Annotated in this window: 10 protein-coding genes; all 10 read right to left on the bottom strand. The window is 73.2% G+C overall.

Features of this window, described 5'->3' with window-relative positions:
- Positions 1-105: 105 nt before the first annotated feature.
- The 10 genes from ACQ393_RS15715 to ACQ393_RS15670 all read right to left on the bottom strand — a co-directional run bounded on the left by ACQ393_RS15715 (position 106) and on the right by ACQ393_RS15670 (position 13,083).
- Positions 106-795: a hypothetical protein gene (locus ACQ393_RS15715; RefSeq protein WP_430647814.1), complete on the bottom strand. Its 690-nt coding sequence runs from the start codon at positions 793-795 to the stop codon at positions 106-108.
- A gap of 74 nt (positions 796-869) precedes the next feature.
- On the bottom strand, positions 870-1,379 hold the full coding sequence (locus ACQ393_RS15710) for an amino-acid N-acetyltransferase (RefSeq protein WP_430647812.1): 510 nt from the start codon (positions 1,377-1,379) through the stop codon (positions 870-872).
- Positions 1,380-1,427: 48 nt separating this feature from the next.
- Positions 1,428-3,377, bottom strand: a complete 1,950-nt coding sequence (locus ACQ393_RS15705; RefSeq protein WP_430647811.1) for a GMC family oxidoreductase N-terminal domain-containing protein — start codon at positions 3,375-3,377, stop codon at positions 1,428-1,430.
- 82 nt (positions 3,378-3,459) lie between these two features.
- Entirely contained in the window at positions 3,460-4,617 is a 1,158-nt protein-coding gene (locus tag ACQ393_RS15700; RefSeq protein WP_430647810.1) for a M20 family metallopeptidase, read from the bottom strand.
- Entirely contained in the window at positions 4,614-6,131 is a 1,518-nt protein-coding gene (locus ACQ393_RS15695; protein ID WP_430647809.1) for an amidohydrolase family protein, read from the bottom strand. Before ACQ393_RS15695 ends, ACQ393_RS15700 begins: the two co-directional genes overlap by 4 nt.
- On the bottom strand, positions 6,128-7,594 hold the full coding sequence (locus tag ACQ393_RS15690) for a serine hydrolase domain-containing protein (protein ID WP_430647808.1): 1,467 nt from the start codon (positions 7,592-7,594) through the stop codon (positions 6,128-6,130). Before ACQ393_RS15690 ends, ACQ393_RS15695 begins: the two co-directional genes overlap by 4 nt.
- Positions 7,591-8,340, bottom strand: coding sequence for an ABC transporter ATP-binding protein (locus ACQ393_RS15685; protein WP_430647807.1), 750 nt, complete (start codon positions 8,338-8,340; stop codon positions 7,591-7,593). The genes ACQ393_RS15690 and ACQ393_RS15685 overlap by 4 nt, the downstream gene beginning before the upstream one ends.
- The gene (locus ACQ393_RS15680; RefSeq protein ID WP_430647806.1) at positions 8,337-10,355 is read right to left on the bottom strand and encodes a dipeptide/oligopeptide/nickel ABC transporter permease/ATP-binding protein; all 2,019 of its coding nucleotides are present in this window, start codon (positions 10,353-10,355) and stop codon (positions 8,337-8,339) included. The genes ACQ393_RS15685 and ACQ393_RS15680 overlap by 4 nt, the downstream gene beginning before the upstream one ends.
- Positions 10,355-11,401, bottom strand: a complete 1,047-nt coding sequence (locus ACQ393_RS15675) for an ABC transporter permease (protein WP_430647805.1) — start codon at positions 11,399-11,401, stop codon at positions 10,355-10,357. Before ACQ393_RS15675 ends, ACQ393_RS15680 begins: the two co-directional genes overlap by 1 nt.
- Positions 11,402-11,487: 86 nt before the next feature.
- On the bottom strand, positions 11,488-13,083 hold the full coding sequence (locus tag ACQ393_RS15670) for an ABC transporter substrate-binding protein (protein WP_430647804.1): 1,596 nt from the start codon (positions 13,081-13,083) through the stop codon (positions 11,488-11,490).
- Positions 13,084-13,150 lie beyond the last annotated feature (67 nt).

Below are 13,150 nucleotides of genomic sequence, written 5' to 3'. Positions count from 1 at the left end.
CGTGGACCGGAGGATGGTTGGCCCGGTTCGATCCTGCTGAGCATTCCTCGCCGCATCAACGTTCCCGTGTCACACGCGGACACATGCGAGGCTTCGATCCGCCGGTCAGTAGACGAGGAACTGCTTCGACGTCGCCGACTCGAAGCCGTCCACCGTCACGCTCAGGTGATACGACGCCCCGGCGGCCGGAACCGTCGCCCGTTCGCCGCCGCAGGTGTCGGCGCTCGATCGCGTCCGATCCCACGTGATCGGCTCGCTCGACGAGACGGGCGTGCCGGGCTCGATCGAGACCTCGGCATCGACCGGATCGACCTGGCAGTGCGTCGAGGACCAGTACGTGTCGGCACCGCTCGTGATCGTGAACACCTGCGCCGCCGTCCCGACGTTCAGCACGCACACGTTCGATCCCGTGTTGGTGATCGTGACGGAGAGCTTCGGCTGCTCGCCCGCAGCGTAGACGGCCTGGTCGGTCACCGCCTCGACCGTGATCTGCTCGGCCCGGCACGGGTCGCCGTCGGTCGCGGGCTCGGCCGCCTCGGCCGCGTCCGCCTCGTCGGTCGCCGGCGGCCCCGCGTCATCCGTCGCCGTCGGAACGTCGGTGGCGTCCGGTGCGGACGTCGAGGGAACGGTGGGGGGCGTGGTCGTCGCCACGTCGTCGCCCTGGCTCGCACCCGGACGGACGAAGACGAGCACCACCGCCACGACCACCGCGACGAGCCCGAGCAGCACCATGAGCCGACGGCGTCGGTACACGGAGGCGGGCAGGCGCCCGGGCGCGGGACGGTTGGTCGACATGGGCTCAGGGTACGGCGGGTCGTGAGGCATGCCCGCGCGGCCGCGCGGCGTGCCCCCAGGCGGCTGAGGAACGCTCAGAGGACTTTCAGCATCCGGGTGTTGCCGAGGGTGTTCTGCTTGACGCGGGCGAGGTCGAGGAACTCCGCGACGCCCTCGTCGTGCGAGCGCACGAGCTCGGCGTACAGCCCGGGATCGACCGTCTCCGCGCCCATGTCCTCGAAGCCGTGCCGGCCGAAGAACGCGACCTCGAAGGTGAGGCAGAAGAGCCGGCTGAGTCCGAGCTCACGCGCGTCGGCCTCGAGCGCCGCGAGCAGCGCGTGGCCGACCCCGTGGCCGAGCCAGTCGTCATGCACCGCGAGCGTCCGGACCTCGCCGAGGTCCTCCCACATGACGTGCAGCGCGCCGCACCCGACGACGGCGCCGTCGGCGGTCTCCGCCACGCGGAACTCCTGCACCGCGCCGTACAGGTCGACGCGCTCCTTGCCGAGCAGGATGCGTCGGGCCACGAGCGGCTCGACGAGTTCCACGATCTTCGGCACGTCGGGCGTGCGCGCCCGGCGCACGGTGATGGGAGGCTGCGTCATCCGCTCATCGTATTGGGCGTACTGGACCCGCCCGACCACGGGCCGCGGTCAGAGCGTCGCGACCAGCTTCCGGGCGTTCAGGTACCCGATCGCCTCGATCGTGACCATCGGGTTCACGCCGGAGCTGGTCGGGAACGTCGAGGCGTCGGCGACGACGAGGTTCGGCACTTCCCACGTGGCCCCGTCCGGGTTCACGGCGCTCATCTCGGCGGAGCCGCCCATGCGCGCGGTGCCCATGATGTGCAGCGCCGCCATGGCGCACCGGCCGGGTCCGTAGCCCGCCGCATCGCACTTCGCGATGAAGTCGTCGATCGGCGCGCCCGATGCGCGCTCCCACGTGAAGCCGGCCTGGTGCCCCGAGAACATCGACGTCGCTCCCGCCGCCTCGAGCACGCGCGCGGCACCGCCGACGCCGCGCGCCACGCGAGCGGCGTCGCGGCCGGAGAGGGCGTAGTGCAGCGACGGCTCGCCGTCCTTGCCGACGCGGACCTCGCCGGAGTCCTGGTCGCGCGTGATCACGCCGACGCTGCCCATGTGCGCGAGCCGGCGCATCCGGTCGAGCTGCGCGGTCGCGCCGCGCCACGACAGGAAGGCAACCGAGAGGGCCGGGTTCGCGGCGGCCGTCTCGAAGACCGAGCCGTAGCCCGTGCCATCCATGTCGGAGAACTCCGACGAGTACCGGGTCTGCATGCCACCCTCCCAGGGGCGCACCTCCTCGTCGAACTCGGCCCAGACGGCCGTGGCCGGGTGCAGGCGCAGGTGCTTCCCGATGTTCGGGTTCGCGAGGCCGGACCGGCGCAGGAGCGCGGGGGTCTGCACGCTGCCCGCCGCGGCGACGACGGCGCGCGCTCGGACGGTGACGGCATGCCCGTCGGCGGTGCGGCCGCGGACGCCCGTCGCGCGGCCGTTCACGATCACGACCTCGCGGACGTCGACGCCCGTGAACAGGCGAGCCCCGGCGCCCTCGGCGTCGACGAGCCAGGTCTTCGCCGTCGACTGCTTGGCGCCCAGGCGGCATCCGGAGCCGCAGCGCCCGCATTCGATGGCGGCGTCGCAGCCGATCACGTTCCGCTCGAGCGATCCGACATGCCAGCCGAGCGCGCGGAGGCCGCGCTCCATGATCGCGTCGCGTGACGAGACCTGGCTGTGTTCGCCGTTGACGCCGATGCGGGCCCAGACGGCGTCCATCGCCTCGTCGTACTCGCGGCCGGCGAACCCGGTCGCGCCGAGTGCCGCCCACTCCTCCCGCACGTGCCCGGGCGTCCGGAAGGACGTCGAGTAGTTCACGACCGTGCCCCCACCGAGGCACTGCGCCGACATGAGGCTCATCTGGCCCTCGGCGGTCGCGTTCGGTCCCGGTGCGTAGAGCCGCGTGAGCCCGGTGAGTTCGCTGCCGTCGAAGTCCCGGTCGTCGTAGTAGCCGCCCTTCTCGAGCACGACGACGTCGTAGCCGGCCTGGGCGAGCACCGCGGCCGCCGTGCCACCGCCCGCCCCGGAGCCGACGACGACCACGTCGCAGTCGAGGTCGAGGTCGGTCGTCGGCGTCACCGGTGACAGGGGCGGCGCCGCGGTATCGGTTCGCAGCCCGAGCGGCCCCGGATAGCCCATCGCATCCCAGAGCGGGGACATCCCGGTCGGGCCAGGGGCGAGGTAGTACGACAGCGTCGCGGCGCCCTTGAGGCTCTGGAACATCGCGCGCTTGAGCGACGAGTCCGAATCGGAGAGCGCGATGAGCGCGGCCTCGCGCTGCGCCTGGGAGAGCTGCGAGAACCGCCGAGGTCCGATGCCGAGGAACATGCCCCACATGCGCGTGTTCCAGAGCGACAGGATGCGGGTCAGCTGCTGCGTCTCCGACTTCCGCGGGTTGTGCGCCGCCATGCCCTCCGCGATCGCGACCGCGCCGATCGCGCTGGCGGAGGGGATGCCGTTCCCGTCGCCGGGGGCGAAGGTGTCGCAGATCGAGGCGAGGGCGGCGCGCTGCGTGTCGGTCAAGTTCACGGGGACTCACTCCTGACGTCGTTGTCGTGCGCCAAGCATGCACGATCCACAGGCGCAGGGCAAGGATGAAGTGAATCCGGATTCACGCCTGGCGAGCCATCGCCTCCACGCCGAGGAGGTCGCGGATGAGGCCCACGAGGAGCGCGCTGCGGATCGGGATGTCGGCGACCATGACGTGCTCGTGGTCGGCGTGGGCGCCGCCGCCGACGGCCCCGAGGCCGTCCAGCGTGGGCGTGCCGACCCCCGCGGCGAAGTTCCCGTCGGAGGCGCCGCCGACGACGATCGCCTCGGGCAGCTCCAGGCCGAGCTCGTCGGCGACCGCGCGTGCATGGCGCCACACGCCCTCGGTGGCCGCGATCTCGAGCGGCGGACGGTTGATCCCGCCGTGGACCGCGACGCGCGCCCCGGTGACGGAGACGAGCGAACGGAACGCCTCGTCGACGCGGTACTGCTCGGCCGCCGTCAGCGCCCGCACGTCGACCTCGAAGGAGGCGTGCGCGGGAACGGTGTTCACCGTGGTGCCGCCGCGCACGAGCGTCGGCGTCACCGAGGTCCCGACCGAGGCGTCGGCGAATCCGACGACCACGCCGATCTGGTGCGCGAGCTCGACCGTCGCATTGAGCCCCTTCTCCGGCTCGAGGCCGGCATGCGCGGCGCGGCCGGTGATCGCCACCGTGTAGTTCGATGTGCCCTTGCGCCCGACCTTGAGCGCTCCCCCGTCGCCGCTCGCCTCGAGGACGAGGGCGGCGACGCACCCCTCGGCCTCCTGCTCGATCAGCTCGCGCGAGCTCGGCGACCCGAGCTCCTCGTCGCCGGTCACGAGCAGCGTGACGGCCGCGTCGGGCAGGTGCCCGAGCCGGGCGGCCGCATGGACGGCCATGACGAGGCCGGTCAGCATGTCGAAGCATCCGGGTCCGCGGATCACGCCGTCCTGCAGGGAGTACGGATGCGTCTCGAGCGAGCCGATCGGCCACACGGTGTCGTGGTGTGCCAGCAGCACGACGCGCGGGGCGTCGGGCTCCGGCGACCCGAGATGCCAGCGGAGGTGCGTGCACCCGTCGATCACGATCCGCTCGGGAGCGAAGCCGAGTCGCTGCTCGCCGATCGCGGCGACCGCATCGGCCGAGCGCGCGACGGCCTCCTGATCGGCCGACGGCGACTCGACCCGGATCAGCCGCTCGAGGTCGGCGATCATCCCGGGCAGGCTCGCCTCGGCCCAGTCCAGCAACTCGTGGCTCATCTCGGCTCGCCTCGCAGTCCTCGTCCCGGGAACGATCCTTCGACGATAGCCCCGTCGCGCACGACGAAGCACCCGTTGACGAGCAGGTGCTCGACGCCCTGCGACGGACGCGTGGAGTCGAGGTAGGTCGCCCGGTCGGTGATCCGGGTCGGGTCGATCACCACGATGTCGGCGTCGGCGCCCGGCGAGAGCCGGCCCTTCCGGGTCGCCGCGGGCGCCACGCCGTCGAGGATGCGCGCGGGCAGGTAGCTGCATCGGCGGAACGCCTCGCTCCAGGTCCAGAGCCCGTGCTCGCGCACCATCATGCGGATGGACCGCGCGAACGTGCCCGCGGTGCGCGGGTGGGTCTGCCCGCCGGGCGGAAGCGGCCACGCGCGGGTGTCGGTGGAGCCGTCGGGCCAGGTCACGTGCATCGCGTCGGAGGCGACGATGCTGTCGGGGAAGGCGAGCGACTGCCGCAGCAGGGCGGCGTCGCGCTCGTCGCGCTCGTCGAGGAACTCGACGATGACGAGGGCGCCCGGGTCGGTCGCGCGCACGTGCCGCAGGTGCGCCTCGTCGCGGATGCGCTCCTGGTCGGCGACGAGCACGAGGTTCTGCGGCGTGAGGTCCCACGCGCCGAGCGCCTCGGGCGCCAGGAACGCGGCGCCGATGCCGGTCGTCCCGGCGCCGTAGGGGTACGCCTCGACCGTGACCGCGGCGCCGCCCGTGCGGGCCGCCTCGATCGTGCCGAGCGTGCGATCGACGTGCCGTCGGGAGGTGCTGTTGACGTGGCAGTGGTGGGCGGCGCCGCCGAAGTCCATCGCGGCGCGCGCGACCTCGAGGGTGCCGTCGATGGGCGTCGTCGGGTCGGCCTCGACGATCTCGCGCACGTGCGTGAACGTCGGTGCGCCCGCCGCGGCCGCGAGCTGCGCGACCGCGCGGAACTCGGCCGGGTCGGTGCGCGGCGCGTAGCCCATGAGCACGCCGATGCCGAGCGCGCCCTGTGCGAGCTCATCCTCGAGCAGGCCGATCCAGCGGTCGAGCTGCGCCGGGGTCGAGTCGCCGAGCCAGGCCCGGTCGTTCAGGATGTCGAGGTCGCCGAACGGGTCGGCGTCGCTGGTTCGGCCCGACAGCACGGCGGCCCGGGCCATCGTCCACGACGCCGAGAAGCCGTGGTTGAGCGGTCGGCCCTCATCGGCGGCGCGCGCGTAGGCGCGATCGACGGGCATCAGGCCCATCTCGAGGTCGAGGGCCGTGGTCACGCCGTCCATCGCCTGCAGGCGCTGCCCGGCGATCGAGTGCACGTGGCTGTGCAGGTCGACGAAGCCGGGTCCGACGATCCTGCCGGTCACGTCGACGACGATCGGTCCCGCGGCTGCCTCCCCGCCCGCGCCATCCGGACCGCCCGGCGCGGCCGCATCGGATCGCGGCCGGACCTCGGCGACCCGGCCGTCGCGGACCAGGACGTCGGCGATGCGATCGGTGCCGGTGGCCGGGTCGACGACCCGGCCGCCGGCGAGCAGCACGTCGGTCATGCGTCCAGCTTGGGGGTCGCGCGGGCTCCCAGGTGCACGTACTTCCGGCCGTCCTCGAGCTCGTAGAACGTCACGGCCATCCACGTCTCGGTGCCGGGGGCGCGCGTGACCCAGAGGTCCTCGCCGACCGGGTGCAGCGGGTAGTCCGTGCCGGGGTCGTCCTCGAGCTCGGCGAGGAGGCCCAGCGGGGTCATCCGCAGCACCGGCCGACCTCCGTCCTCTCCGGCCGTCACGTCGATGCGCACGGAGGCGCGGCCGTACACGCCCAGGTGCGGCGTGATGTCGCCCTCGGCGCCCTCGACCGGCCCGAGCGGCTCGGCCATCTCGACGCCCGCGACCTCGGCGAAGATCTCGCGGTAGAGGTCCATGTACAGGTCGCGCGTGTGACCGCCGTTCGTCAGCAGCGCGACCGCGAAGCCCTGCTCGGGCAGCAGGCGCAGGAACGCCGCCTGCCCGATCGTGTTGCCGTCGTGCCCGATCAGGCGGTGCCCGTTCCAGTCGAAGCGGATCCAGCCGATGCCCCACGAGTCGCCGAGCGTGTACGGGTCGGGGAGTTCGGCCTGCTTCGAGGCCATCTCGGCGACGGATGCCTCGGACAGCACGCGCGCGCCGTCGGCGGCGACGCCGCCGCTCAGGTGCATCCGGGCGAACGCGAGCAGGTCCGAAACGGGGCAGGTGATGAGCCCGGCGGGGCCGAGCGGGCGCGGCAGACCCCAGACCGGCACGACCTTGGGCTCGCCGTCGGGTCCGTCGACGTGGCCGACGGCCGCGGGGTGCAGCAGCGCCTCCTCGGGCAGGGTGCCCGTCGCGGCGAGGCCCAGCGGCGCGTACAGGCGCTCGCGCATCGCGACATCCCACGTCGTGCCCGTGAGCACCTCGATCACCCGGCCCGCGAGCGAGAAGCCCGCGTTGCAGTACGACCACGTCGCGCCGATCGGGTGGTTCTGCGTCTGCTCCTTCAGCAGCGCGACGTACTTCTCGAGGTTGTCGTCGCCGCGGCCCGTGTCGGTGAAGACGTCGCCGTCGATGCCGCTCGTGTGCGCGAGGAGGTGGCGCAGGGTGACCTGGCGCGCGACGTCCATGTCGGCCAGCTCGAAGTCGGGCAGCACCTCGATGATCGGCGTGTCGAGCGTGACGAGCCCCTCGTCGACGAGCTGCATGACGACGGTGGCGGTCCAGACCTTCGAGATCGAGCCGATCTGGAAGACCGCCTCGGGCGACACCGGGATCTTCGCGGGCACGTGCAGGTAGCCGTGCACGGCGGTGACGAGATCGTCGCGCTCGCCGTCTTCGCCGAGGCGGAGGATGCCGAGCTGCGCGCCGGGGACGCCGTGGCGGGCGGCGAGCTCGCCGAGGCGGCGCTCCCAGTGCGCGGCGTCGACGGTGGGACGGATGCCGGCGGATGCGCCGGCCGCGCCCGTGGCGTCGGAGTCGGTGGTCGGGGCGGTGACGGTGTCGGTCATGCTGGGCTCCAGATCGGATCGGGGACCGCGGCGAGCAGCTCGCGGGTGTACGGGTGTTCCGGGGACTCGAGCACGCGGTCGACGGGACCGTGCTCGACGATACGGCCGCCGCGCATCACCGCGACGCTGGAGGCGACGTAGCGCACGACCGCCAGGTTGTGCGAGATGAACAGCATCGAGAGGCCGAGCTCCCGCTGCAGCTCTCGCACCAGGTTGAGCACGGCGCCCTGCACCGACACGTCGAGCGCCGACGTGATCTCGTCGGCCACGACGACGTCGGGGCGGGCGGCGAGCGCGCGGGCGATCGCGACTCGCTGTCGCTGCCCGCCCGAGAGCTCGCCCGGACGAGCGTCGCGTCGCGAGGGGTCGAGGTGCACGAGGTCGAGCAGACGCTCGATCTCCGTGCGGCGCTGCGCCCGCGGCACGCTGCGGGGCAGCGCCTCGGCGATCGAGCGGCCGATGCTCATGCGCGGGTCCAGCGACGACTGCGGATCCTGGAACACCATCTGGACGGGACGCCGGCCCCGGTGCGGCGCGTCCTCGCCGTCGAGCAGGATGCGCCCGCCGGCGATCGGGGTGAGGCCCACGGTCGCCCGGGCGATGGTCGACTTGCCGGACCCCGACTCCCCCACCAGGCCGACGATCTCGCCGTCCGGCACGGTCAGGGAGACGCCGTCGACCGCGATGTGCGCGTGAGCACCGTGCCCGTACCGCACGACGAGGTCCTCGATCCGCAGTTCGCTCATCGGTCCGCCTCCTCGAGCCCGGAGGGCGCGGCGCCGCGCCCGGCCGGAACCGGTTCGAGCCCTCCGAGCGATGCCTCGACGGCGTCGGCGTCCTCGGTGCGCTCGACGTCGACCGAGGCCGTGACCGGGTTCCAGCACGCCACGCGCTGCCCGGGCTCGACCTCGCGCAGCACCGGGTCCTCCTCCAGGCACCGGGCGGTCGCGAACGGACACCGAGCGGCGAAGGCGCACCCGGCGGGGACCTGCGACGGGTCGACCGGGCGACCGGGGATGGTCGAGAGCGGACGGCCGCGTCCGGTGCGCATGTCGGGCACGGCGGCGATCAGGGCACGCGTGTACGGATGCCGCGCGTCCTCCGCGAGGCGGTCCGACGCGATCTCCTCGACGACGCGACCGGCGTACATCACGAGGATCCGGTCGCAGACCTCGCGCACCACGGCGACGTCGTGGCTGATGAGCAGGATCGCCGCCCCGTTCTCGTCGCGGACGCGACCGAGCAGGTCGAGCACCTGCTTCTGCACCGTGACGTCGAGCGCGGTCGTCGGTTCGTCGGCGATGACCAGCCTCGGCTCGGCCATCACGCCCATCGCGATCATCGCCCGCTGCCGCATGCCGCCGGAGAACTCATGGGGATACTGCTTCGCCCGGCGCGCGGGATGGGGGATGCTCACGGCGCCGAGCCGTTGGACGGCGTGCGCGCGGGCGTCGCCCCGCGACATCCCGCCGTGGAAGCGCGACACCTCGGCGAGCTGCTCGCCCATCCGGATCACGGGGTTGAACGAGGTCATCGGGTCCTGGAAGACCATCGCGAGCGAGGTGCCGAGGAGCCGACGTCGTTCGGCGGCCGCGGCCGGCGTCCGCGGCACCTCCTGCAGGTCGACGCCGAGGAAGTCGAGCCGATCGGCCTCGACCCGCATCGGCTCCTCGACGAGCTGGGCGACGGAGAGCGCGGTGAGCGACTTGCCCGAGCCGGACTCGCCGACGATGCCGACCGCCTCGCGGGCGCGGATGCGGAGGTCGACCCCGCGGACCGGGGCGACGTCGCCGGCGGCGCCCGGGACGACGGTGCGGAGGCCGCGCACGTCGAGCACGAGGTCGTCGGCGCCCGGCGCGGCATTCGTCTCATGCACCGGCGCGACGTCAGGGGCCGCAGCGGTGCGCCGCCCGCGACCGCGGACGCCGAGCAGCATGCCGGGCATCACCGAGATCGAGTACCCCTTGGCGAGCGCCTCGCCGGTGAGGTTGAACGCGAGGCCCGCGATGACGACCGCGATGCCGGGCGCGAGCGCGGCGAGCGGGTTCAGGTAGATGCGGCTCAGGCCCTCCATCATGAGCCGCCCCCAGTCGTAGGCGGGCGCCTGCACGCCGAGCCCCAGGAACGACAGGCCCGCGAACGCGAGCAGCATGCTGCCGGCGGCGATGGTCGCGTTGACGATGAGCGGCTCCGCGATGTTCGGCAGCACGTGGCGCACCAGGATGCGGAAGCGCCCCTGGCCGGCGAGCCGTGCCGCGGCGATGAAGTCGCGCTCGGCGATGCCGGCGATCAGGGTCTGGCAGAACCGGGCGAAGCTCGGCGCGCCCGCGATGCCGATGGCGAACATGGCCGCGAACTCGCCGACGCCGAGCACCGTGGCGAGGAAGAGTGCGAGCAGGATGCCCGGGAACGCGACCGCGATGTTCACGCCGGCGACGACCGGCCGGCCGAGCCGGCGGCCGAGCAGCAGCGGTGCCGCTCCGAGCACGATGCCGATGACGAGGGCGATGCCCGTCGCGCCGAGCGCCAGCACGACGGTGAGCCGGGTCGCGACGAGCGTGCGCAGCAGCAGGTCGCGGCCCAGCGCGTCGGTGCCGATCGGATGCTCGGGGGACGGCGCCGCGTTGATGTCCGAGGTGTCGGTGACCTCAGCCGCCTCGCCCCACAGGATCGGCGCGACGATGGCGACCAGGAGGACGAGCCCGAGCAGGACGGCCGCCGTCAGGCCCACGGGCGTCCGGAGGATACGCATCGCACGCATCAGCGGCCGCCCTCCGCGTCGTCGAGGACCGTCGAACGCGGGTCGAGCACGGCGAGCGCGACGTCGACCGCGGTGTTCGCGAGCAGCACCCCGACGCCGTACACGAGCACGATGCCCTGGACCAGCTGGTAGTCCTTGCCGAGGATCGACCCCGTCACCGTGGACCCGATGCCCGGCCACGCGAAGACGTTCTCGACCAGGACGGTGCTCGCGACCATGGCGCCGAGCAGCAGCCCGCCGAGGGTGAGGGAGGCCGTCACGGCGTTCGGCAGGGCGTGCCGCCAGACGACCCTTGCCGGCGGCAGCCGCTTCGCCCGGGCGGTGCGCACGTGATCGGCGTCGAGCACCGCGAGCAGCTCGACGCGCACGATGCGCGCGAGGATCATGGCCGGCCCGACCGCGAGCGCGAGGACCGGCAGCACGAAGCTGTCGACGCCGTCCATGCCCGCGACCGGCAGCCACTGCAGCGTGACCCCGAAGATCCAGACGAGCGCGACGCCGAGGAGGAAGTCGGGGATGGTGGCGAGCACGATGCTCGTCGAGGCGAAGCCCGCCTCGAGGAACCGACGCCGTCCTCGTCGGGTGGCGACCGCGACCAGGGCCCCGAGCGGGATGGCCACGAGCACGGCGACGATGAAGCCCGCGATGCCGAGGGCGAGCGTCGCGGGGAGACGGTCGGCGATGATGTCGGAGACCGGGAGGCGGTACTGGATCGAGACGCCGAGGTCGCCGGTGAAGATCCCGGCGATGAAGTCGAGGTACTGCTGCCAGAGCGGGGCGTCGAGGCCGAGGTTGGCGCGGGTCTGCTCGATGAGCTCCGGGGTGGCCTTCGGCCCGAGCGCACCCCGGATCGGGTCGCCGGGAACCAGGTGGATCATGAGGAACGCCGCGGTCACGAGCACCCAGAGCGAGATGAGCAGTCGTCCGCCGCGGCGGACGGCGAACCGGGCCCAGCGGTTCCGGGTCCAGCTGCGGGGCGGGGCGCTCCGCACGCCGGGCGCGCTCGGCCCGGGCACCGTCGTGCCGGCGGGCTGGGTGGTCGTCACGGTCGGTCCGTCGCTTCCGTCTGGTCGATCGGGTGGAACGGTCCCGGGCGCTCCCCCGGCATCGGAGGGAGCGCCCGGGACGTGGGTCACTGCAGGAGGCGGATGCTCGTGGGCTCGATCGAGTCGGTGCCCTCGAACTCGGCGCCCGATCCGAAGACCGTCAGCACGCTGCTCGCGAACGGCAGGACGTCCACGTTCGACACGAGCGCCTGCTCGGCCTCGAACCAGGTGTCGCAGCTGTCGGTGCCGACGAGCGCCATGGCCTCGTTCGCGGCGGCCTCGTAGTCGGCGTTGGCGATCGATGCGAAGTTCACGCCGCCGTCGGCCGGGCCGGCGCCGGTGAGGAACCCGAGCAGCTGGTCCGGGGTGTTGACGTTGAGCGGCTCCCAGATCACGTCCCAGTCGCCGCCGCCGAACATGACTCCCGACACCTCGTCGGTCGGCATGGTCGACGCCTCGACCTGCACGCCGAGGTCGGTCCACGCGGCGACCGCGAGTTCCGCGGCGGCCGCGCCGCCGGTGCCGAGTGCGGAGTCGTGGATGAACGTGATGGCGAGGGGCGCGCCGTCCTTCTCCCAGCCGTCGCCGGACTTCGTCCAGCCCGCCGCCTCGAGGCTCGCCGCGGCGTCCTCCGCGCCCGACTCGGGCAGAGCGGACGTGAGGTCGCCGCCGACGCACGCCGCCGGCGCGGCGACCGCGAGCTGCGTGGCCCGCGTGCCGGTGCCGGAGGTGATGACGTTGGCGAGCTCGTCGAGGTCGAGCGCCTGGGCGAGCGCCGTGCGCACCGCGACATCCGCCGTGGCCCGGCCGTCGGCCTGGTTGAACCACGCCTCGCCGGTGATCGCCTGGTTGTCGAACGCCTCCTTGCCGGTGAGCCGCTCGGCGTCCGGGCCGATCACGAGGGCGGCGTTCACGTCGCCCGAGAGCAGGAGGTTCGCCGCCGTGGTCTCGTTCGGGACCACGCGGAGCTCGACCACGGCGGGCGTACCCGGTTCGGCCGTCGTGGCTCCGTCCGGGCCCCAGTCGTACCCTTCGCGCACGTCGTAGGAGTAGTGGTCGTTGGAGGCGACCTCGGCCACCGTGTACGGACCGGTGCCGTCGGCGCCCTCGACGAGGAGGGACCGGTCGGCGAGGCCCGCATCGCAGACCATGCCGACCTGTGCGAGGCCCTCGACCACGAACGGTGCGGGCGTCGCGAGGGTGAGCGTGAGCGTGCCGGCCGCGTCATCCGCCTCCGCGGTCACGCCCACCGGCACGAACGCACCGAGGAACGGGCTCGCGTTCGCCGGGTCGGCGATGAACTCGATGTTGCCCTTCGCCGTCGTCGCCGTGAACTCGCTGCCGTCGGAGCAGGTGACGTCGTCGCGCAGCGTGAACGTCACCGTCGTGCCGTCGACGGCCCACTCGTCGGCGAGACCCGACGAGAGGTCGCCCTCCGAGTCCATGTTCACGAGCGGGTCGTAGGTGAACTTCGACGCCGCGAAGGCGGCGCTCGTCGCCCCGAGGTGGGGGTCGAGCGAGCCGATGTCGGTGCCGATGGCGTAGACGAACGTGCCGCCGTCGGCGTACTCGGCTTCGGCGTTCGAGCCGCCGGCGCAGCCGGCGAGCGCGAGCACGCCGACGAGCGGCAGCCCGATGGCTGCGGCGCCGCGTCGGCCGCGGGGGAGGTCGCGGAGGGTCATGCGGTGTCCTTCGGGATCGGGCGCGGCGGGGTGGTCCGCGCGGTGCAGGGGTGGTGCAGGGCGCAAG

It is taken from the genome of Agromyces sp. GXS1127 (genome assembly GCF_050565425.1).
Lineage (GTDB): Bacteria > Actinomycetota > Actinomycetes > Actinomycetales > Microbacteriaceae > Agromyces.
The sequence above is the reverse complement of the archived record's forward strand: the minus strand, read 5'-3'. Positions and strand labels throughout refer to the sequence as shown.

Excerpts from the sequence above, each read along its gene's own strand:
- ACQ393_RS15715 (WP_430647814.1), bottom strand. The coding sequence starts at position 795 with ATGTCGACCAACCGTCCCGCGCCCGGGCGCCTGCCCGCCTCCGTGTAC.
- ACQ393_RS15690 (WP_430647808.1), bottom strand. The coding sequence starts at position 7,594 with ATGACCGACACCGTCACCGCCCCGACCACCGACTCCGACGCCACGGGC.
- ACQ393_RS15700 (WP_430647810.1), bottom strand. The coding sequence starts at position 4,617 with ATGAGCCACGAGTTGCTGGACTGGGCCGAGGCGAGCCTGCCCGGGATG.
- ACQ393_RS15695 (WP_430647809.1), bottom strand. The coding sequence starts at position 6,131 with ATGACCGACGTGCTGCTCGCCGGCGGCCGGGTCGTCGACCCGGCCACC.
- ACQ393_RS15685 (WP_430647807.1), bottom strand. The coding sequence starts at position 8,340 with ATGAGCGAACTGCGGATCGAGGACCTCGTCGTGCGGTACGGGCACGGT.
- ACQ393_RS15670 (WP_430647804.1), bottom strand. The coding sequence starts at position 13,083 with ATGACCCTCCGCGACCTCCCCCGCGGCCGACGCGGCGCCGCAGCCATC.
- ACQ393_RS15680 (WP_430647806.1), bottom strand. The coding sequence starts at position 10,355 with ATGCGTGCGATGCGTATCCTCCGGACGCCCGTGGGCCTGACGGCGGCC.
- ACQ393_RS15710 (WP_430647812.1), bottom strand. The coding sequence starts at position 1,379 with ATGACGCAGCCTCCCATCACCGTGCGCCGGGCGCGCACGCCCGACGTG.